This is a genomic window from Methylosinus sp. Sm6 (assembly GCF_019802345.1).
Lineage (GTDB): Bacteria > Pseudomonadota > Alphaproteobacteria > Rhizobiales > Beijerinckiaceae > Methylosinus.
Genome location: NZ_JAINDZ010000002.1, coordinates 150,975 through 176,949, shown reverse-complemented (window position 1 = coordinate 176,949; position 25,975 = coordinate 150,975). Strand labels below are relative to the sequence as shown.

Below are 25,975 nucleotides of genomic sequence, written 5' to 3'. Positions count from 1 at the left end.
GACAGGCCTTGCTCGCCACGACATAGAGAGACCGCCATGCGACATGGTGGTCGAACGCGGCGATTTCCGCCTGTATATTCCCATCTCTGGTTTTTCAATCGATGCCCCCGTTCCGAATGAGGCGATCCGCGCCCCATTGTCTCTGAAGGGTTCTCTCATGGCCCATGAGCGCGCCCATCGCCACTCGCGAGAGGAGCATGCGCCTCGTCCGGCGGGGATCACGCTCGGAGAAGGCGCTGGGCGAAGCTTTCGCCCAGACGCGATCTACACATGTCCGATGCATCCGCAGATCCGCCGGCCACAGCCCGGCAATTGTCCAATCTGCGGAATGACGCTCGAACCTGTCCTCGCAAGCGCGGAGAGCGGCCCGAGCCCGGAGCTCGTCGACGTGACACGGCGGTTCTGGATCGGCCTCGCTCTCGCCGTTCCGGGCGTCGTTCTGGAAATGGGCGGGCATTTCTTCGGCCTTCATCACGAAGAGCCGGCCGCGGCCGCCGGCGCCCTGCGTCGCCCGGAAAGATCGAGAGGTCTGGCGTTGGCGGGTGCGACGGCCGCCGCGCTGGCGATCGCGGCGGGGCTGGCGTGGCTCGACTGGCGGCCGCGCTTCCCCATCGCCGAGACGCCGCCATCTCCGCCAGCACGGCGCGAGCCGGCGCCCTCGGTCACCGAGCGACCCGCCGAAGCGCCGAAGACCGATGCGCGATCCGGCGTCGCCGCGAGCGAAGCGGTGGAGTCGAAGCTGCGCGCCTACCTCGAGCGCGAAACGCCGCCAGCGCGAAAGCTCGCCTGGTTCGAGCTCGACGGCGTGGCGTTCGAGCCGCGCGGAGCCGGCCTGCAACCCACTGCGCGAGATGCGATTGCAGACGATCGCCGATGTTCTGGCGACCCATCCCCGCGCCAGAGCGATCGTCGCCGTCCATGGCGACGCCAGGAAGCTGTCGAAGCAGCGGGCGGAGGCGGTCGTCCTGGCGCTGACGCGGCTCGGCGTCGACGCCTCTCGCCTGCGCGCGCGGGCGCTCGCGTCGAAGCCCTCCGCCGTCACAAACAAGGGATGCGGACTTCCTCCCGGCGCTCTGCAAATCATTGACCAGTTCGGCAATGCTGCGACTTGGACGGTACGTGAGGCCTCCGGGGTCCTCTGGATATCTAAGGATTGAGGTCCAGCATTGCTTGAACATGAGGGGTATGTGCAGATCATCCGCACCTTTGACGGTCGCATTTCTCTGCGGCCATCGATGCCCCACCAACGCGGTACGGCTGGTAATTTATAGACCTAAGCGGTTTCTACAAAAGGGCTTTCACCGTTTAGGGAGGGCACAGAAACGTTTAAACGCATAGCGTCACGTCTGCATTTTTGTCAGGCACGCATGAGAGTGCGGCAGACCGCGAGGCGACACCGGTCTTCGTGGACGGTCAATCGGTCAAAATTGCTGAGTCCGGCGTATCCTAGGGCATTTTTTTGCAGTCCGTTCGACGAGATTCACAGGCGAGGGCGGAAAAGCCACAAATACGCGGCTGACGGGTGGCGCGAACGCCCCGGAGAAGGAAGCCTCGGATTCGGCCTTGGTGGACACCATGTGGACACCACGCAAAATGCGAGAAAGGCCGCTTTGTAGCAGCCCTCGCATAATTGCTGGATTTTCTTGAGTTATTTTGGAGCGGGCGAAGAGCTTGTTTTCATTGACAAATTACACAGGTTTGTGTGGAAAATCAACTGTTTTTTGAGTGTGCCTCCGCGCCGATGTGGGACGCTAGGTTGGACATTCCTGTTGGACAGGAGGTTGGAAGCGCCTCACGGGTTTCGAACCTCTGAATGACGGATCGCCTTAATCGAATTCGCCCATCGTCGAGCAAACAGGCTCCGCACCTTGTCGACAGCATCTGCGGTGATAGCGCCGACCGGTAAAGACGCGCTTCGTGAGATCGGCCAAAGGTTCGGCCAAAAAAGCTGGATGAATTTCAATTCTTCAATCAAGTTCATGATGTTATGGCTGACAAAGAATCGGCCAAAAAAGCGAACATCGAGAGCGTTCCGCTTTTCCCGAAAAGGTGAGCAGCCTTTTGCGTGTCCTGGCAGGCTCCGGGGTTGGGCCAGTCTGTTACCCGTTCCATTTCGTGAGCGATAGAATGCCGTTCTATAACTCACCAACGGCCTTGCGTGGCCGTCGCGGGTCGGGCCGAGCAAGCGCGCTTGCGGCAGAGAGACAGGTGCGTGGATAGAGATAGTGCGCGATGTATGGGCACGGCATGCCTGAGCACCGTGGCGCCTATGTCCGTCGCCAGCGTCGACAGGCGGAGCGCCATTTATAACTTTCGCGTTCTTCAAGCGCGGGAAAGTTATAAAATGCCCTCTCGCTGAAGGGCTATCGGGTGGCGAATGGGCCCCAAGAAATGAGATGACCCAAGAAAGGCGGTTGTTCTTGGCCCCACGCATGCGGGGGCACCGTCTCAAAAACCTGCCGCCGTTTCTGTCATGAGCGATAGAACGCCGTTCTATAACTCACCAATGGCCTTGCGGCACCGGTCGGCGCGTTCTGTCAGCGCGTCAGAAAGCCTGGCCATGATCGAATGGGCGATTCCGTCGGACTCGGCGGTCCGGCGCACATCCGCCAGATGGTCGGGGAGCATCGCCGCCATTTCCCGAATCCGGTGCAACACTTCGTCGCCATTCAGCCGAAGCTGCCCGGCGAATTTTCGCCATTGCGGCGCGCCGATGTCGCGGAGCTTGTACGTGTCGCCTATTTTCATCGCCAGACGCACCCGGTGGGGATCGAAGCCGTAAGGCAGGATGCTGGCGATGTCGTAGAGCGGGGCAAGCCGCGCCCGCCCTTGGGCGCCGATCAGCAGCGAATAGTTCTTCGCGTGCGCGTCCGTCCCCGCGATCAGCCAGTTGAAAATGACGGCCTCGACGAAGCGTTGCACATCTTCCTGGGGCCGGCCCGACACGGTTCGCAGGAGATCGACGGCCATGCGTGCGCCCGGCCCGCCCTCATTCTCGTATTTGCGCGTCGGCGGAATCGCCAGCGCCTGGCAAAAATCCTCCTGATGAACCCGGATGATCGCCGAATCTGTCCAATCCCGGTCATAGCGCTCGATCACGATGGCGACCTCGTCGCCAAACCATTGGACGCGTGAACGCGCCGTGAGCAGGCCGAGCCGGCTGGCGAGCGACATGCAGAGATGCTCGTTCTCGGCATGGCCGTCATATTCGCCGGTAGGCGGCTTGAGGATATGGGTCGTCGGCGTTCGTCCCGACGGGACGCCCCATCGCCCGTTCTCGCAAAGAAGAGCCGTCTTGGGCTGGGCTCCCGCCAAGCTGAACTGCCCCGTGTCGCTGGGCGCTCGCCATGCGGCATGGTCGGCCCGAAGGGTTCTCAGGCGTTCGGCGATGTCCGCCTCGTTCAGCCATTCCACAGCGCCACGCTCCTCGCCGAGGATCGCATCGACCCTGTCGGGGCGGACGAACTGAACGGCGCCGGCGCAATCCTCGCCGACATGGGAGAGAAGCGCGAAGGGATTGCGCGCCGACACCTGAAACCGCCGCGCCCACCGGGCGAGCACGGCTTCATTGTCGGGCAGCAGCCCCCACAGGAATGCGTCGATCGGCTGATGACCGTGCTTCTCCGCCGTGAGCGGCATCGAGAGCGAAAGCGGATAGGCGCCCTGTGCGGCGCGCCATGTCTCCTCGTAGACGAAGGCCAGACGCCCGCGCTGATCGCGGATCACGCGCCCGACTTTGCGGCCATTAGCGAGAGCGAGGAGTTCGGCTGTCATCGGCGATCCCGCGTCCGATCAAGGACGCTGTCGATGTCGGGCGTTTCGATCGCGTCGGGGGTATTGGCTCCGGACACCCCGGTTTCCGTTGTGTCGAGCGACACGCTGATCCCCAGGGCGTCGAGTGTACGCAAAATCAGCCCGATCTCCGCACGCGTCTTGCCTTTCTCGACGTCGATGATCCATTTCCGGCTCACGCCGACGATCTTCGCCAGTCTATCCTGGTCGAGGTTCAACTGGCGGCGGCGCTCGCGGATCGCAGCGCCCAGTTCGAGAGCAGTTCGGACATTCATAATGACACCATTCGATCACACATCTATATGACATCGTACGGTGACATGTCAATATGTAAATGATCGGTGACACTGCGCTGTAGCTTCGGTGACCGGTATTTAAATCGTGCAATGCCGCCCGGCATCGTGTCGGATTGCGCTTCTGTGATTTCGTCCGGTCGATAGGCGTCCTCGTAGAGGCTATGCGCCTAATGCGGCCATTGAACGCCCCCAGCAAAGATGCTCGTCGACCTCTATCGGCAGGGACTTTCCTGAATGATCCAGTCGGACCGCGCCACAACGATAGCGTGCAAAGGTGTCGATCTTCCTCTCGGATTTTCTCTAATTTTCGCCTATTCTCTTTCGAATCAACCTGCGGCTTGGACGCATGAACGACGAAATCCTGACGATCCGGGAGGTAGCGGAACTTCTCAAGATCAATGAGAAGACCGCCTACAAGCTGGCCTCGGCAGGCAAGGTTCCCGGTTTCAAGGTCGGGGGATCATGGCGTTTTGAGCGGCAGGAAATTGCAAGGTGGATCAGACGCAAGGTTGAGGAGCAGCAAGGGGGCAACGACAAGTGATAACAGAGTACCACGCCAAGCTATTCGCTCATGAACTGGGCAGGCGGCATTCCGTTGCGGATGCCGAGAAGCTGGCTGGCGCTCTCATGGATGCTCAGGTCGACCTCAACCCCCATCAGGTCGAGGCGGCGTTGTTCGCGTTCAAGTCCCCGATGTCCAAGGGCGCAATTCTCGCTGACGAAGTAGGCCTTGGTAAAACCATCGAGGCCGGACTTGTCCTTGCACAGAAATGGACAGAAGGCCGCCGCCGCATCCTTGTCGTCACGCCTGCGAACCTCCGTAAACAATGGGCGCAAGAAATCGCGGAAAAGTTCTTTCTTCCATCGGTGATCCTCGAGGCGCGCAATTACAACAAGATGGCCAAGGACGGCATGCGCCGGCCCTTCGAGCAGAAGGCCCTTGTCATTTGTTCGTTCCAGTTCGCCGCCCGGCATGCCGACGAGCTGATGGTGATCCCGTGGGATTTGGTGGTGATCGACGAGGCGCACCGGCTGCGCAATGTCTATCGGCTCGACAATCGCATCGGCAAGACGCTGAAAGGCGCGCTTGCCAACGCCCCCAAGGTACTGCTCACGGCAACTCCGCTTCAGAACTCGCTCATGGAGCTGTACGGGCTTGTAAGCTTGGTCGACGATTATGCCTTCGGCGATGCCAAGAGTTTTCGCGCCCAGTATGCACGTCTTGCGGGCGATAATCTCTTCGACGAGCTGAAAGGCCGCCTCAAGCCCGTCTGCCACCGCACCTTGCGGCGGCAGGTGCTTGAATATATCCGCTACACCAACCGCATCCCCATACCGCAGGAGTTCATGCCGACCGAGGCGGAGCAGAAGCTTTACGACATGGTGTCCGATTATCTGCGGCGGCCCTCGTTGCAAGCCCTGCCGTCGAGCCAGCGTTCGCTGATGACCCTCATCATGCGTAAGCTGCTGGCGTCTTCGACCTTCGCCATTGCCGGTGCGCTCGATTCCCTTGCACGTAAGCTGGAGCGCCAGCTTCGGGACGACAAACACCTACGCCACAAGCTCGAAGAGGAAATCGCCGAGGACTACGAACAATATGAGGACGTCGCGGACGAATGGGAAGAAGAAGGCGAAGAATCCGAACTTCTGACGCCCGACGACATCGCCAACATCGAGCGGGAGATCGCCGATCTGCGGGCCTTCCGCGACCTTGCGGTTTCAATTTCCGAAAACGCCAAGGGGCAAGCGCTCCTCAGCGCGCTGCGCGCCGGGTTCGCCAAGGCGCTGGAACTGGGCGGGGCCGAAAAGACCATCATCTTCACCGAGTCCCGGCGCACCCAGGAATATCTTGTACGCCTGCTTGGCGCGAACGGCTACGACGGCAAGCTCGTCCTGTTCAACGGCTCGAATTCCGACGCGCAGTCCAAGGCGATCTACGGGGCGTGGGTCGAACGCCATAAAGGAACCGACCGTGTGACCGGCTTGCGTACCGCCGACATGCGGGCGGCGCTCGTCGACTACTTCCGCGAAAAAGCCTCGATCATGATCGCGACCGAGGCTGCCGCCGAGGGCATCAACCTCCAGTTCTGCTCCATGGCGGTCAACTATGATCTGCCCTGGAATCCGCAGCGTATCGAACAGCGTATCGGGCGTTGCCACCGCTATGGCCAGCGCTACGACGTGGTAGTGGTCAATTTCCTCAATAAAAACAATGCAGCAGACCAGCGCGTGTACGAATTGCTTGCCGAGAAATTCAAGCTCTTTTCAGGCGTGTTTGGCGCGAGCGACGAAGTGCTTGGCGCTATCGAATCCGGCGTCGAGTTCGAGAAGCGCATCGTCTCCATCTATCAGAATTGCCGTTCGACCGAGGACATCGAGGCGGAGTTCGAACGGCTGCGTACCGAAATGGACTCCAACATTACCGTCACCATGGAGGACACGCGCCGTAAGCTCCTCGAAAACTTCGATGCCGAGGTTCATGACCGCCTCAAGATCAATATGAGCCAGAGCAAGGAATATCTCGACCGCTACGCACGGATGCTCTGGGCAGTGACAAAGCACGAACTCGGAAAGCAGGCCAAGTTCGACGACGACTATTTCACCTTCACCCTCAAAGGCTCGCCTGCCGGGATCAACGTCGCGCCGGGCATCTATTTCATGGCCCGTCACGGTATCGACGGACACCGCTATCGGCTCGGCCATCCTCTGGCGCAGCACCTTTTATCTATGGCCGCGACGCGCAAGCTCAACGGCGCGTCCGTCGTGTTCGATTACGCGGCATGGCCGCAGACGGCCGTTGCTATCGAGCGATTTGTCGGCAGGGGCGGTACGCTCGTCGCGCACAAGGTTTCGGTACGCGGGACCGACGATCAGGATCACATCATTCTGGCGGCGATTACGGATGACGGTGGACGGCTCGATCCGAAGGATGCCATGCGCCTCTTCGAGCTTCCAGCCCGTATCAACGGCGCCGCAGAGTTGACCCTGTCCGATCCGGTCAAGCAGAGCGTCGAAAGCGCGCGTAAGACCATCCTGGACGACATGGCCGCGCGGCAATCCGCATGGTTCGACGAGGAAATGGATAAGCTCGACAACTGGGCGGAGGACAAGCGCGCTGGGCTGAAGGCGGACATGAAAGAGCTGGACGAGCAGATCAAGGCGCTCAAGAAGGCGATCCGCCAGACCGGCAATCTGCCGGATAAGCTGGCCTTGCAACGGCAGGCCCGTGCACTGGAAGCCAGGCGCGATGAAGCATGGCGCGCCTATGACGCCGCCGCGAAGGATATTGAGGTTCAGAAGGACGGTCTTCTGGATCAGGTGGAAGAGCGCCTCGGACAGAGCGTGTCCGACGAGGAGCTATTCGCCATTAGGTTTAAGATAGTGTGATGGGGGCGCACACGCAATGACAAGTTCAGTCGTCACAACGGGCATTAGTGGCAATACATACAAGGCGCTTCTTAGGAAGCACATCCTGCACACCAAGCCGTCCGTCGTGGGCCTCGCCGTGGCATATGTGTCCGCGTCGGGATTCAATCTCGTGAAGAGCATTCTTGATGAAGGAGGTGTCGACGAAGTCAGGCTCGTTGCCGACACGAAAGACGGTGTGACTCATCCGAAGGCGCTTCAGACTGCCATGGATAGCGGATGGGGGGTTAGAGTCGTTGACAGTCTGCCCGGCACCTTCCATCCCAAACTGTACGTTGGCGCCAACAGCTTCGATGAGACAAAGGGCGTCGATGGTCTCTCGCTTGTCATTGCAGGATCACAGAATCTCAGCCTCGGCGCGTTCTCCAGGAATGGCGAATGCGCGTTTTGGAGCGTTGCGCCTCACAGCCGAGACTCCGCCGCTCGGGCTTGGCTTGATTGTTGGCAACTCGGTGTGCCCCTGACTAAGGCGAAACTGAAAGACTACGAGAAATATTTCGCGCTTCGGAATCGTCACCGCAGACCTGAAGACCTTGTGACGCTCGGAGTTGTGGACAGGTCTCTCAAGACCACCGCCGCCGGCACCCCGCCAAAGACCGCGACACCGCCCAAGACTGCCGAGAAAGCCATATCGGAGACGGCTGCTTCCGTTGCCTGGGCGGGGCTTCAGTCATTCACGGGCGAATATAACTTGCAGGTTGAGTTTCCCAAAGAGGCCGGGCTTGTGCTCCGCAGAGTTTTTGGAAAGCCATCCAAAGATGGCTCCATCGACATACTTTGCGCTGACGGGATCACCCGCACCTTCAAGTTCAGGTTCTACGAAGACAACGGTATGTTTCGCCTGAACGTCCCCAATGCAGCGCCAATGGTCGATTGGGCTCGCGCAAACAAGACAGGCATTGCCTACGTCGAGCACGACGAGGCGGGCGTCCTGTCGTTCGAGATATTGAAGCCCGGGCAGCCTCTCATGGACGTTGTAGATCGTTCGCTCGCGCTTGGCACGTGGGGCCGCACGCCCACGAGATTGTATGGCTGGTACTGATGATTGTAGAAGATAAAGAAGTGCCGCTCGCCGGCATGGAATCGGGCAGCCCGGCAAGGCTCGCTTTGACATCCGACGATGTCGCGGACCGCAAACGCGCCCTCTTGCGCAATTTCCTCGCGCAGACGCTGCCAGAGTGCCTCGCCGAGGGACAGATCGACTTTGAGCAATTGAAGCGAGCGTTGGGCGATAGAGTTGAGGCCGGCCAGGAGCGATTTGGTCTGTCATGGCCTGGCAAAGCCCAGTGCATGAAAATCATTCAGCAGCCGAGCGTAGCGACTCTAAAACCAAAGCGCACCGACTCGGTGGGGTTCGAGGTCACCGGCAATGTCTTCATCGAGGGAGACAACCTGGAAGTCCTGAAACTTTTGCAGAAGGCGTACTTTGACAAGATTAAGCTGATCTATATTGATCCGCCATACAATACTGGCCAAGAGTTTATCTATCCAGACAAATATGCGGAAACACTAGAGACTTATCTCGCCTACACCAGTCAGGCCGATGCCGAGGGACGCCGCTTCTCCACTAACACGGATACGGTTGGGCGATACCATTCCAACTGGCTCAATATGATGTACCCGCGCATCTATCTTGCGCGGAATCTTCTTCGCGACGACGGCGTTATCTTCATCTCCATCGACGACCACGAATTGAGTCGCTTGCGGGAGTTGTGCGATCAGATTTTCGGCGAGGAGAATTTCAAGGCCGACATTGCTTGGCAGAAGCGGTACACGCGCAGCAACAACACGGTCGATTTCACGACTGTCGTTGAACATCTATTAGTCTACGCTAAATCAGAGGCATTTGAGGTCAGTCTGCTGCCGCGCACCGAGGAGGCCGATGCGCGCTATACAAATCCCGACAACGATCCGCGGGGCGTTTGGAAGGGCGCTTCATTCCTCAATCCTGCATCCCCGCAGGACCGTCCGAACCTCTGCTATCCGCTCAAGAATCCGAACACCGGCGGCGTCGTGCTTCCAACCACAAATGCCTGGCGACGCTCGGAAGAAGCCTTTCATGAGCTATTGGCCGACAATCGGCTCTACTGGGGACCGGACGGGAGGGCGGCCGTCCCGTCGATCAAGATGTTCCTTTCAGAAGCAAGGGGGCTCACACCCGTCAACTTCTGGGCGCATGACTATGCCGGCCACACCGACGAGGGGACGCGAGACCTTGACACATTGATCCCCGGCAAGGTGTTCAACAATCCCAAACCCGTTCAGCTGATCCGCAGGGTGATCGACCACGCCTGCAACGGCCCCGGCGACATCGTGCTGGACTTTTTCGCAGGCTCCTGCGCCACAGCGCAGGCGGTGATCGAGCAGAACGTCGAGGACGGCGGCAGCCGGAGGTTCATCGTCGTGCAACTTCCGGAGCCGACCGACGAAACGTCGAACGCTGCGAAAGCAGGTTTCCGTACCATAGCGGAAATTGGCAAGGAGAGGATTCGTCGGGTTATCAAGAAGTGGCAGGAACAGCCGGCTGGCATGTTCGACCTGGAGCGGAGAAGGCACACGGACCTCGGCTTCAAGGTGCTAAGCCTCGACCGCTCCAATTTTAAGCTGTGGAACGGAAACGGTGCTGCCGATACCGACGAACTTGCTCAACAGTTGGAGTTCCACGTCGATCACCTTTCGGCTGCCAGCACTAGCGAAGACGTTCTCTACGAATTGCTGCTCAAGGCCGGCTTCCCTCTGACCACCGAGGTCAAAGCGATCAAGCTTGCGGGCAAGGAGGTGTTCTCTATCCAGGACGGTACGATGCTCATTTGCCTTGAGAAGGAGATCACGTCGGAACTGATCGATGCTCTGGCGGAGGCAAACCCGTTGCAGGTCATCTGTCTGGACGAAGGCTTCAAGGGCAACGACCAGCTCAAGGCGAACGCGGTTCAGACCTTCCGGGCGCGGGCCGAGGCCGAGGAATCCGAAATCGTCTTCAAGACGGTTTGAGGGGGCATGGCGTGAAGCTCAAATTCGACCCCTCCCTTCAATATCAGCAAGACGCGATCAATTCCGTCGTCGGCGTGTTCGATGGCCAGCCCTTCGTGCAGACCGGTGCGATGGCATTGCAGTCCATCCAGATCGGCGGGCTGTTCCAGAACGAGCTTGGCATGGGCAACCGACTCAACCTGCCGGACGATGAAATCCTTAAGAACGTTCACCGGCTTCAGGAAACCAACGGGATCGAGAAGGTCGCGGCATTTGCAGGGCGCGAGTTCTCCGTCGAAATGGAAACCGGCACCGGCAAGACGTATGTGTACCTGCGCAGCATTTTCGAACTGAACAAGACCTACGGCTTCAAAAAATTCATCATCGTCGTGCCGAGCGTCGCCATCCGCGAGGGCGTGCTCAAAAGCATCGACATGATGAAGGAGCATTTCCAGACACTCTACGACAAAGCGCCGTTCGACCACTTCGTTTACGACAGCAAGCGCCTCGGCAAGGTGCGCCAGTTCGCCACCAGCAACCAGATTCAGATCATGGTCATCAACATCCAATCTTTCCAGAAGGATGTGGCCGACAAGGATTTAGCGGACATGACGGAGGACGAGCTGAAGAAGCTCAACGTCATCAACCGCGAGAACGACCGCATGTCCGGGCGGCGGCCCATCGAGTTCATTCAGGCCGCCAGCCCCATCGTCATCATCGACGAGCCGCAGAGCGTCGATACGACCGAAAAATCGCGCAAGGCCATCGGCAATCTCAACCCGATGGTGACGCTGCGCTACAGCGCAACGCACAAGAACCCCTACAACCTCGTCTACAAGCTCGATCCTATTCGGGCCTACGACCTGCGCCTCGTGAAGCGGATCGAGGTCGCGTCGGTCCGCTCCGACGACAACTTCAACGATGCTTATGTCAAGCTGATCGCCACGGACAACACCAACGGCATCCGCGCCCGCGTCGAGATTCACAAGGAAGGCAAGTCTGGACCCAAGCCGACCAAGATGTGGGTCAAGCAGGGCGACGACCTGTTCGTGAAGTCCGGTGAGCGCGAGGCGTACCGCAACGGCTACATCGTGCAGAACATCGACTGCACCCCAGGCGCGGAATATGTCGAATTCAATCAGGGCCGGTTCCTTGAGCTCGGACAGGAAACCGGAGGCCAGGCTGACGACATCATGAAGGCTCAGGTCTATGAGACCGTAGAGCAGCACCTCAAGAAGGAGCGTGCACTCAAGGGCAAGGGCATCAAGGTTCTCTCGCTCTTTTTCATCGACCGCGTCGCCAATTACCGAATCTACAACGAGGGCGGTACCACCAGCCTGGGCAAGATCGGCCAATGGTTCGAGGAAGCCTATCGTGAGCTGACCGCCAAGCCGATTTACAAAGACTTGATCCTCTTTGACGTTGCCGAGGTTCACAACGGCTATTTCTCGCAGGATAAGCAGGGCCACGCCAAGGACACGCGTGGCAATACCGCCGACGACGAGAATACCTACAACCTCATCATGCGGGACAAGGAGCGGCTGCTCGACCCCGCCGTGGCCCTGCGCTTCATCTTCTCCCATTCCGCATTGCGGGAGGGGTGGGACAATCCAAACGTCTTCCAGATTTGCACCCTCAATGAGACCCAGTCCGCCGACAAGAAGCGGCAGGAGATCGGGCGCGGCCTGCGCCTGCCTGTCAACGCGGCGGGGGAGCGCGTGCATGATGAAACCGTCAACCGCCTGACCGTCATAGCCAACGAGTCTTATGAAGAGTTCGCACGATCACTCCAGACCGAATTCGAGGAGGATTTCGGCATTCGCTTCGGCAAGATCGAAAAGATCGCTTTTGCCAAGCTCGTTCGACGCGCCGAGGACGGAACCGAAGCCGAGATCGGGCAGGACGAGTCGAGGAAGATATGGGCCAGCCTCGTCGCGGGCGAATACATCAGCGCCGATGGTGACATTCTGGATAAGTTCGACCCAAAGAACCCGCACTTCGAGCTGAAAGTGCCCAAGGGCTACGAAGACCTTCGCGCCGCGATCACGGACGCGATCAACAGTAAGGTCTTCAAGAACCGTATCGTCAACGCCCGGGATCGGCGAGAGGTGAAATTCCGCAAGGAAGTCCAATTGAGCGAGGATTTCCAGAAACTTTGGGAGAAGATCAAACCTCGCACGCGCTACCGCGTGACTTTTAACACCGCCGACCTGATCGACCGCGCACTGGCTCGCATAAGGCAGATCGAGCCGATCAAGGCGCCGCGCATCGCAACCACTGTGGCCGAGGTGGATATTACCGACGCGGGCGTGTCGGCGGACAAGCAGATTGCCACGCGCATGCGTGACGCGGAACCAGTCAGGGTGCTGCCCGACATTCTCGCCTTCTTACAGAAGGAAACCGAGCTGACTCGGCACACACTCGCCGAGGTATTGAAGCGCTCCGGGCGGTTGCCTGAGTTCAAGATCAATCCGCAGGCATTCATGGCGGCGGTCGCGAAGGAAATTTCGCGTGCGCTGCACGACCTGATGCTGGAAGGTATCAAATATGAGAAAGTGGCCGGGGCCTACTGGGAGCAAAGCCGTATCGAACAAGACGCCGAAGAAGGAATTATCCGGTATTTGAGTAACCTCTACGAGGTGCAGAACCGGGAAAAATCTCTGTTCGACGCCATCGAATACGAATCCGAGGTCGAGAAGCAATTTGCTCGCGATCTGGACCACAACGAAGCGGTCAAGCTCTTCGTCAAGCTTCCATCATGGTTCAAGATCGACACACCCATCGGTTCGTACAATCCCGATTGGGCCTTCGTCACCGAGCGTGAAGAGAAGCTCTATTTCGTGCGTGAGACCAAAAGCACGCTGGATTCGGAGGAACGGCGCACGAAAGAAAACCAGAAAATCGCCTGTGGTCGCAGGCATTTTGAAACAATCGGGGTGGATTTCAGTGTCGTCACTTCGTTAGCGGAGGTGATATTTTGATCGAGCTGTGTCCGTACCAGTTGATCTCCCCTGTATCGGCGGGAGAGAGCGCAGATCTCCTTGCTGGTAAAAGCAAGGAAGATGGCCTGCGACGCATTCAGGCGCTGCTCGCCGACTGGCTGCGGATGGAGAACGTGGTTGTCCTCACCGCTGCGGGATGTTCCGTGGGGGCCGGTGGCCGACTGATGACGGGGCCAAGTGTAAATAATCTTGAATGCTTGGTTCTTGAAGCGGTCGAAAGCTGTCCACTAACTGACGAAGCCAAAGCCGTTATTGCCTGGAAAAAGACCAATCATTTCGGCTCGGGCAATTTCGAAGAGTGGCTTGGCTATGTCTTTAATGCATCCAGCTTATCAAGCAGCAATAAATCACCCATTAAAGCCGTTTATTGGAAAGATGATGTTTTGCTCACTGCTACCGGCGAGAAGGAGCTTCGACGGCTTATCGAAAAAGCAATATTTGCCGAATGCGCACTTGAGTTAGATCGTGGCGAACTATCTGGCGCCAATACCGCAGGGGAATCGTCAGGCCACATTCCGTTTCTTGCAAAGCTTATTGCACGAGATGCTACGCTCGGGCGAACTCACCTTTTCACGCTCAACTATGACACGCTTTTCGAGCAGGCTATGGAAGAGTTAGGCATTCAATATTTCGATGGATTTTCTGGGAAAGCCAACTCTCGTTTCGATCCCGCCGTGTATGGTCTTGATGTATACTATCCGGGAGATGTCGCCGAAGGGCGGGTGCGCCGCTTCGATAAGTTTCTTCAGTTCTACAAGTTGCACGGCTCGATCCACTGGCGAATGGACGAGGCGGATCGCTTCAGGGCGCAGCACCAGGATTTAGCCTTTGCCCAAGCCTATCGTGCTGCGGAGCCCAAAGGTAAGGCCGCAATGCTTGTCAGCGCGGAGTTCGACACCATCGAGTCATTCGGTATATTACCGACCTGCCAGAAGTTTACGCAAACTCTGGACATGCCGTATGCTCACTTGTTCCGGCTCTTCCACGCCCGTTTGAATCAACCGCAGACCTTCTTGATTGTCGCGGGGTACGGATTTGGTGACGACCACGTCACGCGCATCATTGAAACCGCTCTGATGAATCCTTCGTTGGTCATGCTGATTGTCGAACCGAATCCATCGGCTCCCATCATCGAACGAGTGAAGAGATATCAGAGCCTCGGTCAGCGAGCGTTCGTCCTTTCAGAGCGAGTCGAAGCTGGTCGTGGATGCTCCTACAAGCTCGCGACCTTCGCCGACTTCGCGCAAAACGTCATGCCCGATGTGAAGTGGCTTGACGACTATAAGCGCCTACGGGCTTTCGAAGATCAGCTCAAGAAGGCCAAAGACGGGCCGGTGGAGGCTTGATGGAGCAGTCGCGCGTCATCGGGCACGTTGTTTCCGTCAGCGGCTTTCGCCTGAAGGTCGAACTTGCCCCGGACGCCAAATCTTCATCGCGGGCAACACTGGACGGCGTCCAACGGGCCGTCGCCATCAACTCCTTCTTAACATTTGACCTTGGTGCCGGGTCCCATGCCATCGGCAACCTCTCGGATCTTGAAGCCCGCGAGAGCTACGATCCTACTCAGGACGACGAACTATCTCTTGAGTTGACGAAACCACGGCGAATTGCGTCCGTGCAATTGCTTGGAACCATCCGGCAGGTGGGCAGGAGCCAATGGATATTCGATGCCGGAATCACGATGCTGCCCACACTGGACACCCCTGCAGAGGTCGCCAACCCGGAGATACTATCCTGCGTTTTTGGCCAGCCTCCAAAACGCAACCGCCCTCAGGGCTGGACGGACGGCGACTTCGATTTTGCCCTGGAGCTTGGTCATCAGACCGGCGACGAAAACACGCGAGTCAAAGCCTCGTTTAATGACCTCTTCTCGCGCCCGCTTGCGATTGTCGGTAACACAGGGTCCGGCAAGTCTTATACCGTCGCCAGCCTTCTACGCGGCGTGCTCGAAAATGAAAAAGTAAACGCTGCGGGGGCACGCGATCCCCACATTTTCATCCTCGACATCAATGGCGAATATGCCAACGCATTCCTGTCGGAGGAGCATCGGACATATACGCCAGAACCAAATCAGGCCTACGTCAATGGCAAGAAGCTGTCGGTCCCGATCTGGCTGATGAACTCGGAGGAAATTTGCGAGTGGCTCAGTGCGTCCGAACAGACACAGCAACCGGTACTAAAGGCGTGGTGGGCCTTTCTTAAGGGAAAATCCGCTGGCGAAGCCAAGGTCGAGGCCGACTTCATGGCGGAGGCGTTGGCCTCGATCCAACAGATGTATCCGCTAAATGCCCTTAAGAAGAATCAAGCGAGGGCAATTTACCTCGCTATCGAAAATTACCTTTCAGGGAGCGATCTGGACGTCGGCCCGCTTAAGGCGACGATTGCCCCTTATCTCGTGAAGACCGGACAAGAATACAAGAACTTCTATGGTGAACCGGTGGATAACGGCGTTGCGATCAATGCTGCGCTGGTCCCGCTGATCGCCGCTGTTGAGGACAAGATTGCGACGGCACCAGCCTCTTCGGAATCAATCAGAAGCGGCGATACACCGACTTATTTCTCGACAGCCGCCCTTCGAAATACGGCAACTCTTGCAGCGGCAGCGTCTCAGGAGGAGGCTTCACAGATCGATCAGCATCTAACGACTCTGCGCATGCGGTTAAAGACACGACTGGCCGACCGGCGCTGGTCTGTTTTCACGAATTTCGACGAGTTGGGCATCACCAGCACGGGAAAATGGTTCAGGAGCCTTGGCTTTGAAACCGGAGCCTCGAAGATCACTGTTTTTGATCTGTCTATGCTCTCGCACGAGGCTTTGCCGTTCATCTGTTCGACAATTGGCAGGATTTTGCTCGAAGCAAGGGAGAAGTTGCAGGCAAGCCAGCGTTATTCGAACCCATGGGTTCTCGTATTGGAGGAGGCGCACAATTATGCCCGACCTTCCCGCCAAAGCGAGGATCGCGGTCAAGCTCTTTCCAGAAAAGCGTTTGAGCGGGTGGCAAAGGAAGGGCGCAAGTTCGGCTTGTCCCTCATTGTCGCCAGCCAGCGGCCAAGCGAAATAAGCCCGACGATAATCAGTCAATGCGCAAACTTTTTCTCTCATCGACTCCAAAACCCCGACGACATCGACCATTTTAAGCGCATCATTCCAAGACAAGCGCAACGTCTGCTCGATCAGGTTACAGTACTGGCTTCCGGTGAAGCCATCGTGTTTGGCAGTGCCGTTCACGTCCCGTCGCGAGTACAGATCAAAATTCCGAAGCAACAGCCGTGGAGCACGACGGCTGCGCCGTATGCAGATTGGATCAAGAACGAGCGGTTTCCTCTTACTGGAGTTCTGGAAGCTTGGGGGATTAACGACGACACAGAAAATCCAAATCTTGCTGAGGAGGCAGGAAGCGACTGAACCGACGAACGGCAACGCAATATTTGGGGAGTTTTCGTGGCCGAAGGTGGCGGTCCAAAAGAGTAAGAGGGTGAAGGCGTCTCGATGACAGGGTTGAAGGTCGAGAGAGAGTCTTTCGGCTGGCCCGTCGAGGAGACCTCTTATGACAAGCGCTCAAACGAAAATCGTCCTGAACCAGGCCCAGGACATCCCCTTCAACAAGCTTATTCTCTCCCAGGCGAACGTCCGGAAGGTGAAGGCCGGAATTTCGGTCGAGGAGCTGGCCGAGGACATCGCACGCCGTGGGCTCCTTCAGAGCCTCAGCGTGCGGCCGGTTCGCGGCGCCGACGGCGAGCCGACCGGGATGTATGAAATACCCGCAGGAGGCCGCCGCTACCGCGCCCTGCAATCGCTGGTCAAGCAGAAGCGGCTCGGCAAGACACAGGCGATTCCCTGCATCATCCGCACCGACGGTATCGCCGAGGAAGACTCGCTGGCCGAGAACGTGCAGCGCGTGGCGTTGCATCCGCTCGATCAGTTCCGCGCCTTTCAAACGTTGCGCGAACAAGGTCTCGGCGAGGAAGAAATCGCCACCCGGTTCTTCGTCAGCGCGACGGTCGTGCGGCAACGTCTCAAGCTCGCATCCGTCTCGCCGAAACTGTTGGAGCTTTACGCCGAGGACGAGATGACGCTCGAACAGCTCATGGCGTTCACTGTGACGGACGACCATGCGCGGCAGGAACGCGTGTGGGCGACGCTCTCCTACAATAAGTCGCCGCACCTTATCCGGCAGCAATTGACAGAAGGTGCCGTTCACACATCGGACAAGCGCGCACTATTCGTAGGACTCGCGTTATACGAATCCTCTGGCGGCGCCGTCGTTCACGATCTCTTCGACGAAGATGGCGAAGGCTGGCTTCAGGATTCAGCGCTGCTCGATCGGCTCGTCGCCGACAAACTCCGTCAGGAAGCCGAGACTCTTCACGCCGAGGGCTGGAAATGGATCGAAGCCGCTGTCGATTTTCCGTATGGGCACACGTCGCGGCTGCGTCGCATCATCGGCAAAGAGCCCGAACTGACCGATGAGGAGCAGCAGACCTATCATGCGCTTCAGGAGGAATTCGAACAGCTTGCGGATTCATGCCCTGACGGCGAGGACGTGCCGGACGAGGTCGACGCCCGCATGGCGGAGGTCGAGAAAGCGATCGAAGCCTTCGATGAGCGTCCCGCCGTCTACGATCCCGCCGATGTCGTGCGGGCGGGCGCTTTTCTCAGCGTCGATAATGACGGCGACGTCAAGATCGAACGCGGCTACATCCGACGCGAGGACGAAGCATGCGACGTAAAGGGCGATGTAAAGCACGCAGGCGTCTGTGACGATCCTGCATCGCGTGTCGCCATTATTACGGTCGGCGGAAAGGTCGAGGACGGGGACGCCGAGCCTGAGGAGGAAGACGGCATCAAGCCATTGCCTGACCGGTTGATCACCGAGCTCACCGCCTATCGCACCGTGGCGCTGCGCGAGGCGTTGGCGAATGAGCCCGACATCGCCTTTGTCGCGGTGTTGCATACTCTTTGCCTCGACGCCTTCTATCATGCGGCGAAGACGTGTCTCGACATCAACGTCAAGACCGTGAGCCTTGTGGTTCAGGGGCCAGACCTGAAGGACAGCGCGGTCACCAAATCCCTGGATCAAAAGCATGCGCATTGGGAGCGGCAGCTTCCGAAAAGCCCGGACGCATTGTGGGATGCGCTGCTCGCCTTCGATGCCGACCAGCGCGCCGCGCTGTTTGCGTATTGTGCATCGCTGTCCGTCAATGCGCTACACGAACGCGGGAATCGATCGCCGGGCCGCTATCTGCATGCCGATCAGCTTGCACGGCAACTCGGCCTCGATATGGCGGAGGCCGGATGGGCGCCCACGGTCGAGAACTATCTTGGGCGCGTCACCAAGGCGCGCATTCTCGAAGCGGTGCGTGAGGCGAAAGGCGATGCCGCGACGCAGCTCATCGCCCATCTGAAAAAAGGCGACATGGCGAAGGAGGCGGAACGCCTTCTCGCTGGCGCTGGATGGGTTCCGGAGCCGCTGCGCATGCCCGAAGCGGCTGCCCCTGCGGCGGATGAAGAAGAAGTCGAAGCGCTTCCGGACTTTCTCTCGGCTGACGTGGCCGAAGCGCCGGGCGAGCCCGGCGTCATACAGCCCGCCGGATAGCGTTTCGTCACGCGCCGTTCCGCATTCACGCAACTCTGGCCCGGCCTCGCGCCGGGCCTCTTTGTTTTTCACCCTCGTTCAACGGAGGCCGCTCATGGGCTGGCTCTATATGAAATCCCTGAAGGGCCATGTTGGCCCGTCGCACTATCTCGATGACCAACTGACCTATGACCAGGACGGCGTCCGCTCACTGGTGCTGAAATCGGCGCTCGTCGCGCAGCGTGTCTATTATGCCGCCGTCGAGCAGAAGCGGCCAGGGCGCGAACGCGAGGTGTTCGCGGTCGTTTGCCTCGTCGATTACAATCCGCACGCCAGTGACGGGTACCTGTTCGGTTATAAGGATATGACCGAAACTATGGGGCCGTACGAGTCCGATTGCCCCGAGCCGATCCTCGACCTGCTCACGCCGACCGACAACGACTATGCCCGAGCGTGGCGCGAACGCTGTCGCGCCAATGCGGCCCGCCGTGTCGCGTAGCGGCAAACAGCACACATAATTCCGACCAACAGCCCGGCCTCCGCGCCGGGCTTTTTCATTCATGGAGACTGACAATGAACTGGTACTTGACCTGCGCCTATGCGCCCGAACAGAAACGCCGTTTTCACTCACAGGCGCGGGCCCGGCTGCGCCGCCTCGCAGCGGCGCTTGGCTTTTCTTCACCCTCTTACGATCTGCGCTCCAATCTCGCCGGTATTGCCGTGTCCGGCGAAATCACGCTGCATCACGAGCGCGTCTATGTGCAGGTCTGTCAGCCCGCCATGGGCGCCGACACCGGCATTCTCATTCGCACTTGCGAAGGGCGACGTGACTATGTTGGCGGACCCAATCACTTTGCGTCACTGTCGCTGCTCGACGACATTCCGGCGCTGGCCGACAAGGTGCGGCAAGTCATGGGTGCGACGAGCATCGGCAATCATGCGGCATGAGGAGAGGAAGAGGGAGGCTGGGAGGTGGGCGAGCCGGGCGGGCTTCAGAGAGAGCGGCCCCACGGCCTTTCCTTCCTCGCTCTCGTCTGGAGAACTCTCATGAACAAACCGACCGAACCTGCCACCATCGCGTGCGACGCTGCCGGAGCGGCGGAGCGGCAGGATCAAGGCTCCACCGATAGCAGGCTGTCCGATACCAAGGCTGCGCTCTTCGACGCTCTCGCCGCGCATGACGTCAGAACCGTGACGTTGCATTTCGACGGCTATGGCGATTCCGGGCAGACCGAAAGCATCGAAATCGACTCCTCGAAGCCTCACGCCGAACTGCTCGACTCCAGGTTGGGAGATGCGCTGCCGCTTGCCGACGGCTCTGCCGTCGAGGGTTGCGACATGACGATCCGGGAAGCGCTCGAAGAGCTCGCCTATGGCTTCCTCGACGAGACATACTCCGGCTGGCCGAACAACGACGGCGCTTTTGGAGAATTCATCTTCGATGTCGCACAACGCAGCATCACGCTCGGCTACAATGAGCGCTTTGTCGGATCGGAATATTTCGAACACAGATTTTGAGGAGGCGAACATGGGACATTGCTATCACCACGCGCTCTCTTCGGTCAAAAAATGGGGCGGCGTGCCGGAGGACTATCTGCCGTTGCACCAATGGTTCGACGAGTCCAAGGCGATCACTGCGGATTTTCGTCACCGGGCGCTGCGCCACCATGCCGAAGGTATCTTCATGCTGGAGCGGTTCTTCGGGCCGACAATCACGATTTCGACGGGGCGCGTCGTGCCGGTGCGCCTCATCGGCGAGCAGCATGTGCGCGAAGACCTCGGCTTCATTCCGAGCTTCGCCGACTGGGTGCGCTGCATCCGGCCCGAGCCGTGGATGGGCCGGGCGCAGCCAATTCATCGTGACGTCGATCCGTTCGCGATTAGCGCGTGAATGCCATCTGCCTCTTTCCAACCAATTCCTTCAGGAGACTCTTCACGTCCGAACCGATTGAAACATCCACACTCTCATTTGATAGGGACTGCTTCGCGCAAGCCCGCGCACGAAGGAAGTTCGGCAACGAAGCGTTGCCTACCAACAAGAAGATGCTATTCGACGCGCTCGGCACAGCAGGCATTGCGGTCGTCACGGTGCGTTTCGATGGTTACAGCGGCTCCGGGCAGGTTGATGATATTCGGGCCTGTGATGCTGATGGCGGCGTAATTTCTCTTGCCAATACAGGAATCGAGCTCGTGCGGCCGATGGGCGACGGTTCAGCGCTCGAACGCTCGCCGCTTACGCTTCATGACGCGCTCGAATGTCTCGCATGCGATCTACTGGAAGACCTGCATCGGGGCTGGCAGAGTGATGAGGGAGCGTTCGGCGAATTCACTTTCGACGTCGCGAAGCGCAGCATCACGTTGGCTTACAATGAGCGCGTTATTCAATCGGTATTGTACGAATATACATTTTGAACGGTCATCCCTCGGTGGCGGGCGGGCGAGAGGAAGAGGAGGCCGGGAAGGCGGGTGAGCCGGACGGGCGAGAGAGAGCCGTCTGCCGGTCTCTCCCGTTTCGCTCTCCGGAAAGACCTCTCCATGACTCCTCCCAATCCCGCCCTCCGGCCTGCATTCGCCACCGAAAATTCAACGCACGCTTTAACGCCGACCTCGTCCGAAACAGCCTCACGGCTGCTGGCGGCGGCGCGACTTCTCCTGCCCATTCTCGAACGTGGGAGCCCGATCGACGCGCCGGCGTTGCGCGCCGCCATGCAGCAGGCCTTCGGCGCGACCGACGCCGAGGGCGCGTGGGACTGGAAGCAGGCCTATGACGTCTGTGAAGCCGTGCAGGTTCTCTTCCTCCAGAAGTTCGGTGCGACGATGCGCAAGCGCGCCGCCACACAGGCGGCGTTTCTCGGCATGCTGGCGCGGCTCTCTGCGCTCACGCCCTCCCAGACGCGCCGATCGCAGGAAAGCCAGGCGTTGCAGCAATTCTCGACGCCCATCTCGCTCGGCTTTGTCGCCAGCCAGGCGGCGGCGATGACAGGCGCCGACCGCGTGCTCGAGCCTTCGGCCGGCACCGGCCTGCTCGCGGTGTTCGCAAAGCTGTCCGGCGCGTCGATCATTCTCAATGAACTGGCCGACATTCGCGCCGGAGTGCTGGAAGGGTTGTTTCCGGAATCCACCGTAACGCAGCACGACGCTGCCCATATTCACGATCATCTCGATGTCGGCGTCGCACCGAGCGTCGTGCTCATGAACCCGCCTTTTTCCGTGGCGGCGCATGTCGACGGACGCATGGCCGACGCCGCCCTGCGCCATATCGGCTCGGCGCTGGCGCGCCTGACGGAGGGCGGGCGTCTCGTCGCCATCACCGGGGCCAATCTCTCGCCCGACGCCCCCGCCTGGCGCGACGGGTTCGCCCGCTTGCAGGAGAAGGGCCGCGTCGTCTTCTCGGCAGCCATCGACGGGCGCGTCTATGCCCGGCACGGCACCAATGTCGATACGCGCCTCACCGTCATCGACGGCATCCCGGCGGAGAATCCAACCGTCTTTCCGGCTTCGCCCGGACTCGCGCCCGACGCCACGACGCTTCTCAACTGGGTGATGCGGCTCGTGCCGCCACGCAAGCCGATCGCGCCAGTCTGCCCGCCTGCCTCGTCAGCCAAGGTGGCTATTGCCACCCGTCCGGCGCGACCGGCCCGTGCTGCCGCGCCGCGCAAAGCCCCGCCGCCTGCCGCCAATTCCGGCGAAATCATCGAGCTTTCTTACGAACCTTGCGATTGGGCGCCAGCCGCAGGCGGTCACATCACCGAGGCATTGTATGAAGGCTATGCGCTGCAATCCATCCGCATCGTGGACGCGAAGCCGCATCCGACAAAACTCGTGCAATCGGCGGCGATGGCGTCCGTGGCGCCTCCCAAACCGGCCTATCGTCCGCACCTTCCGAAGACGGTGATCGAGAACGGGCTGCTCTCCGAAGCGCAGCTCGAAAGCGTCATCTATGCGGGTGAAGCCCATGGCGGCTTTCTCACAGGCTCATGGACGGTCGATGAGACGTTCGACAGGATTGCCGCCGCGCCGGAAGATGCTGACGGCGCGGTGCACTTTCGGCGCGGCTGGATGCTCGGTGACGGCACCGGCGCAGGCAAGGGCCGTCAGGTCGCGGGCGTGCTGCTCGACAACTGGCTGAAGGGCCGCCGCCGGGCGCTGTGGGTCTCCAAATCCGACAAGCTGCTCGAGGACGCGCAGCGCGACTGGTCGGCGCTGGGACAGGAGCGGCTGTTGGTGACGCCGCTCTCGCGCTTTGCCCAGGGAACGCCGATCCGGCTCCTCGAGGGCATTCTCTTCACCACCTATGCGACGCTGCGCTCCGAGGCCCGCGACGCCAAGGCCTCGCGCATCCAGCAGATCGTCGACTGGCTGGGGCGGGATTTCGACGGCGCGATCGTCTTCGACGAATCCCACGCCATGCAGAATGCCGGCGGCGGCAAGAGCGAGCGCGGCGATCAGGGGCCATCGCAGCAGGGCCGTGCGGGCCTGCGCTTGCAGCACGCCTTGCCGAACGCCCGCATTCTCTATGTCTCGGCGACGGGCGCCACCACGGTTCACAATCTCGCCTACGCGCAGCGCCTCGGCCTCTGGGGCGGCGCGGATTTCCCGTTCGCCACCCGCGCCGAATTCGTCGAAGCCATCGAAGCGGGTGGCGTCGCCGCGATGGAGGTGCTCGCCCGCGACCTGAAAGCGCTCGGCCTCTATGCAGCGCGCTCGCTCTCCTACGAGGGCGTCGCCTATGAGCTCGTCGAGCACAAGCTGACGCCGGAGCAGATCCGCATCTATGACGCCTATGCCGGAGCCTTCAAGATCATTCACAACAATCTTGCTGCCGCAATGCAGGCGGCGAACATTACCGGCGCGCAAGGCGGCTCGTTGAACGCGCAGGCGAAAGCGGCGGCGCGCTCGGCCTTCGAAAGCGCCAAGTAGCGCTTCTTCAATCACCTCATCACCGCGATGAAAACGCCCACGCTGATTGCCGCCGTCGAGCGTGATCTCGCGGCGGGCCATGCGGCGGTCATGCAGATCGTCTCGACGGGCGAGGCTTTAATGGAGCGCCGCCTCGCCGACATTCCCGCCGAGGAATGGGGCGACGTACAGGTCGACATCACGCCGCGTGAATATGTTCTGGATTATCTCGCGCACAGCTTTCCGACGCAGCTCTTCGAGCCCTTCACCGACGACGAGGGCAATCTCTGCTCGCGTCCCGTCATGCGCGACGGCCAGCCGGTGCAATGCCGCGAAGCCGTGGAGCGCCGCGACCGGCTGATCGAACAGCTCGCGGCGTTGCCGCCGGTGCAGGGTGCGCTCGACCAGATCGTGCAGCGCTTCGGCGTGGATCAGGTCGCCGAGGTGACGGGACGTTCGCGCCGCATTGTTCGCAAGTCGGATTCAGGGAGCGAGCGTCTCGCGGTCGAGAACCGGGCGCCTTCCGCCAATCTCGCGGAATCCCAGGCCTTCATGGACGACGCCAAGCGCATTCTGGTGTTCAGCGACGCCGGCGGCACGGGGCGATCCTACCATGCCGACCTCAATGCGAAGAACCAGAGGCTGCGCGTCCATTATCTCCTCGAAGCCGGGTGGAAGGCCGATACCGCCATTCAGGGGCTCGGGCGCTCGAACCGCACCAATCAGGCGCAGCCGCCCTTGTTCCGTCCCGTCGCCACGGATGTGAAGGCGGAGAAGCGGTTTCTCTCCACCATTGCGCGGCGTCTCGACACGCTCGGCGCGATCACCAAGGGCCAGCGCCAGACGGGCGGGCAAGGGCTGTTCCGCGCCGAGGATAATCTGGAGTCGATCTATGGCCGTGCGGCGCTGCGCCAGCTTTACGCGCAGCTCTATGCCGGCAAGGTCGAGGGCTGTTCGCTGGAGGCCTTCGAGGACGCGACGGGCCTCGATCTCGGCGACCATGGCGGCGGTCTGCGCGACGAGCTGCCGCCGATCACGACCTTCCTCAACCGGCTGCTGGCGTTGCCCATCGACCTTCAGAACGTGCTATTCGGCGCCTTCGAGGATTTGCTGCATGTGCAGATCGAAGGCGCTATCGCGGGCGGCGTCTATGATCTCGGCGTCGAGACGGTTCAGGCGGAATCGCTGCGCGTCATCGAACGGCGAACGCTCTACACGCATCCGGGAAGCGGTGCGGAGACACAGCTTTTCACCATTCAGCGCCGTGATCGCAACCAACCGCTCGCGCTTCATGAGGCCTTGAATCGCGCTGACGAGCCCGCCGCAAGGCTGCTCGTCAACACGCAGTCGGGCCGCGCCGCCGTGCAGGTTCCAGCGCCGAGCCTCATGCTCGATGACGGCTCGGTCGAGCGGCGCGTTCGCCTGCTGCGGCCCATGGAACGCACGACCCTGTCGATCGAGGCGCTCGGCGAGACCAACTGGGAGGCGGCAGACCGCGCCGGTTTCGTCGCCGCCTGGGAGGCCGAGCTCGCCGCCGTGCCGGAGTTTTCCGAGAGCCGGATGCACATCGTGACCGGCCTGCTGCTGCCGATCTGGAAGCGTCTGCCGAGCGAAAGCTGCCGGGTCTACCGGCTCCAGACCGACGAAGGCGAGCGCGTCATCGGTCGCGTGGTTCCGCCCGGCCGGGTCGCGCAGGCATTCTCCGCCGACACGCAGCCGATGACCGCGCCCGAGGCCTGGGCGGCGCTCACGGAAAGCGCCGTCGTGCTCGACCTTCAGGACGGCCTGCAATTGCGCCGGGTCAAGGTCATGGGGGCGCACCGCGTCGAGCTGTTCGGCTTCACCGACGGCATGGTGGATCGCCTGAAAGCGCAAGGCCTCGTCTCGGAAATCATCGCCTGGAAACTGCGTCTGTTCGTGCCGATGGGATCGGCGGGCGCGGATATTCTCGCCTCTCTCATGGAGCGCCATCCGCTTCTGCATGTCGCTCATCTCGGCGTCGCGTGAGGGGAGG

General features: G+C 60.1%; 16 protein-coding genes and 3 pseudogenes. 16 read left to right on the top strand and 3 right to left on the bottom strand.

Annotated features, from left to right (window positions below):
- Positions 1-157 precede the first annotated feature (157 nt).
- Positions 158-484 (top strand): annotated as a pseudogene (locus K3F48_RS02635) (heavy metal-binding domain-containing protein); the annotation flags it as partial.
- A 373-nt stretch (positions 485-857) separates the two neighbouring features.
- The gene (locus tag K3F48_RS02630; protein ID WP_222573889.1) at positions 858-1,157 is read left to right on the top strand and encodes a hypothetical protein; all 300 of its coding nucleotides are present in this window, start codon (positions 858-860) and stop codon (positions 1,155-1,157) included.
- A gap of 1,336 nt (positions 1,158-2,493) precedes the next feature.
- Here K3F48_RS02630 and K3F48_RS02625 read toward each other — a convergent pair.
- From K3F48_RS02625 to K3F48_RS02620, 3 genes and pseudogenes are all read right to left on the bottom strand, one after another.
- Entirely contained in the window at positions 2,494-3,414 is a 921-nt protein-coding gene (locus tag K3F48_RS02625) for a HipA domain-containing protein (RefSeq protein WP_370631338.1), read from the bottom strand.
- Between the two features lie 57 nt (positions 3,415-3,471).
- Positions 3,472-3,774, bottom strand: a pseudogene (locus K3F48_RS24135) (HipA N-terminal domain-containing protein); the annotation flags it as partial.
- On the bottom strand, positions 3,771-4,067 hold the full coding sequence (locus tag K3F48_RS02620) for a helix-turn-helix domain-containing protein (protein ID WP_222573846.1): 297 nt from the start codon (positions 4,065-4,067) through the stop codon (positions 3,771-3,773). The gene K3F48_RS02620 and the pseudogene K3F48_RS24135, both read right to left, overlap by 4 nt.
- Positions 4,068-4,434: 367 nt before the next feature.
- Between K3F48_RS02620 and K3F48_RS02615 the strand changes: the two genes are divergently transcribed.
- The 14 genes and pseudogenes from K3F48_RS02615 (at position 4,435) to K3F48_RS02550 (ending at position 25,968) form a co-directional block, all read left to right on the top strand.
- Entirely contained in the window at positions 4,435-4,629 is a 195-nt protein-coding gene (locus K3F48_RS02615; protein ID WP_222573845.1) for a helix-turn-helix domain-containing protein, read from the top strand.
- A gap of 86 nt (positions 4,630-4,715) precedes the next feature.
- Entirely contained in the window at positions 4,716-7,475 is a 2,760-nt protein-coding gene (locus K3F48_RS02610; RefSeq protein ID WP_255608039.1) for an SNF2-related protein, read from the top strand.
- A gap of 16 nt (positions 7,476-7,491) precedes the next feature.
- Positions 7,492-8,556, top strand: a complete 1,065-nt coding sequence (locus K3F48_RS02605) for a phospholipase D family protein (protein WP_222573843.1) — start codon at positions 7,492-7,494, stop codon at positions 8,554-8,556.
- Positions 8,556-10,505, top strand: coding sequence for a site-specific DNA-methyltransferase (locus K3F48_RS02600; protein WP_255608038.1), 1,950 nt, complete (start codon positions 8,556-8,558; stop codon positions 10,503-10,505). Before K3F48_RS02605 ends, K3F48_RS02600 begins: the two co-directional genes overlap by 1 nt.
- 11 nt (positions 10,506-10,516) lie before the next feature.
- Positions 10,517-13,465, top strand: a complete 2,949-nt coding sequence (locus tag K3F48_RS02595) for a DEAD/DEAH box helicase family protein (RefSeq protein WP_222573842.1) — start codon at positions 10,517-10,519, stop codon at positions 13,463-13,465.
- The gene (locus K3F48_RS02590) at positions 13,462-14,832 is read left to right on the top strand and encodes an SIR2 family protein (protein ID WP_222573841.1); all 1,371 of its coding nucleotides are present in this window, start codon (positions 13,462-13,464) and stop codon (positions 14,830-14,832) included. The genes K3F48_RS02595 and K3F48_RS02590 overlap by 4 nt, the downstream gene beginning before the upstream one ends.
- Positions 14,832-16,892, top strand: a complete 2,061-nt coding sequence (locus K3F48_RS02585; RefSeq protein ID WP_222573840.1) for an ATP-binding protein — start codon at positions 14,832-14,834, stop codon at positions 16,890-16,892. The genes K3F48_RS02590 and K3F48_RS02585 overlap by 1 nt, the downstream gene beginning before the upstream one ends.
- 142 nt (positions 16,893-17,034) lie before the next feature.
- Complete coding sequence (locus tag K3F48_RS02580) at positions 17,035-19,083, top strand: ParB/RepB/Spo0J family partition protein (protein ID WP_222573839.1); 2,049 nt, start codon at positions 17,035-17,037, stop codon at positions 19,081-19,083.
- 94 nt (positions 19,084-19,177) lie between these two features.
- Complete coding sequence (locus K3F48_RS02575; protein ID WP_222573838.1) at positions 19,178-19,561, top strand: hypothetical protein; 384 nt, start codon at positions 19,178-19,180, stop codon at positions 19,559-19,561.
- Between the two features lie 74 nt (positions 19,562-19,635).
- Entirely contained in the window at positions 19,636-20,010 is a 375-nt protein-coding gene (locus K3F48_RS02570) for a hypothetical protein (protein ID WP_222573837.1), read from the top strand.
- 99 nt (positions 20,011-20,109) lie between these two features.
- Positions 20,110-20,580: a DUF6878 family protein gene (locus K3F48_RS02565; RefSeq protein WP_222573836.1), complete on the top strand. Its 471-nt coding sequence runs from the start codon at positions 20,110-20,112 to the stop codon at positions 20,578-20,580.
- A 10-nt stretch (positions 20,581-20,590) separates the two neighbouring features.
- Positions 20,591-20,953 (top strand): hypothetical protein, encoded by a 363-nt coding sequence (locus K3F48_RS02560; RefSeq protein WP_222573835.1) that lies wholly within the window; start codon positions 20,591-20,593, stop codon positions 20,951-20,953.
- On the top strand, positions 20,950-21,474 hold the full coding sequence (locus K3F48_RS02555) for a DUF6878 family protein (protein WP_222573834.1): 525 nt from the start codon (positions 20,950-20,952) through the stop codon (positions 21,472-21,474). Before K3F48_RS02560 ends, K3F48_RS02555 begins: the two co-directional genes overlap by 4 nt.
- A 123-nt stretch (positions 21,475-21,597) precedes the next feature.
- Positions 21,598-25,968 (top strand): annotated as a pseudogene (locus K3F48_RS02550) (strawberry notch-like NTP hydrolase domain-containing protein).
- Positions 25,969-25,975: the final 7 nt, after the last annotated feature.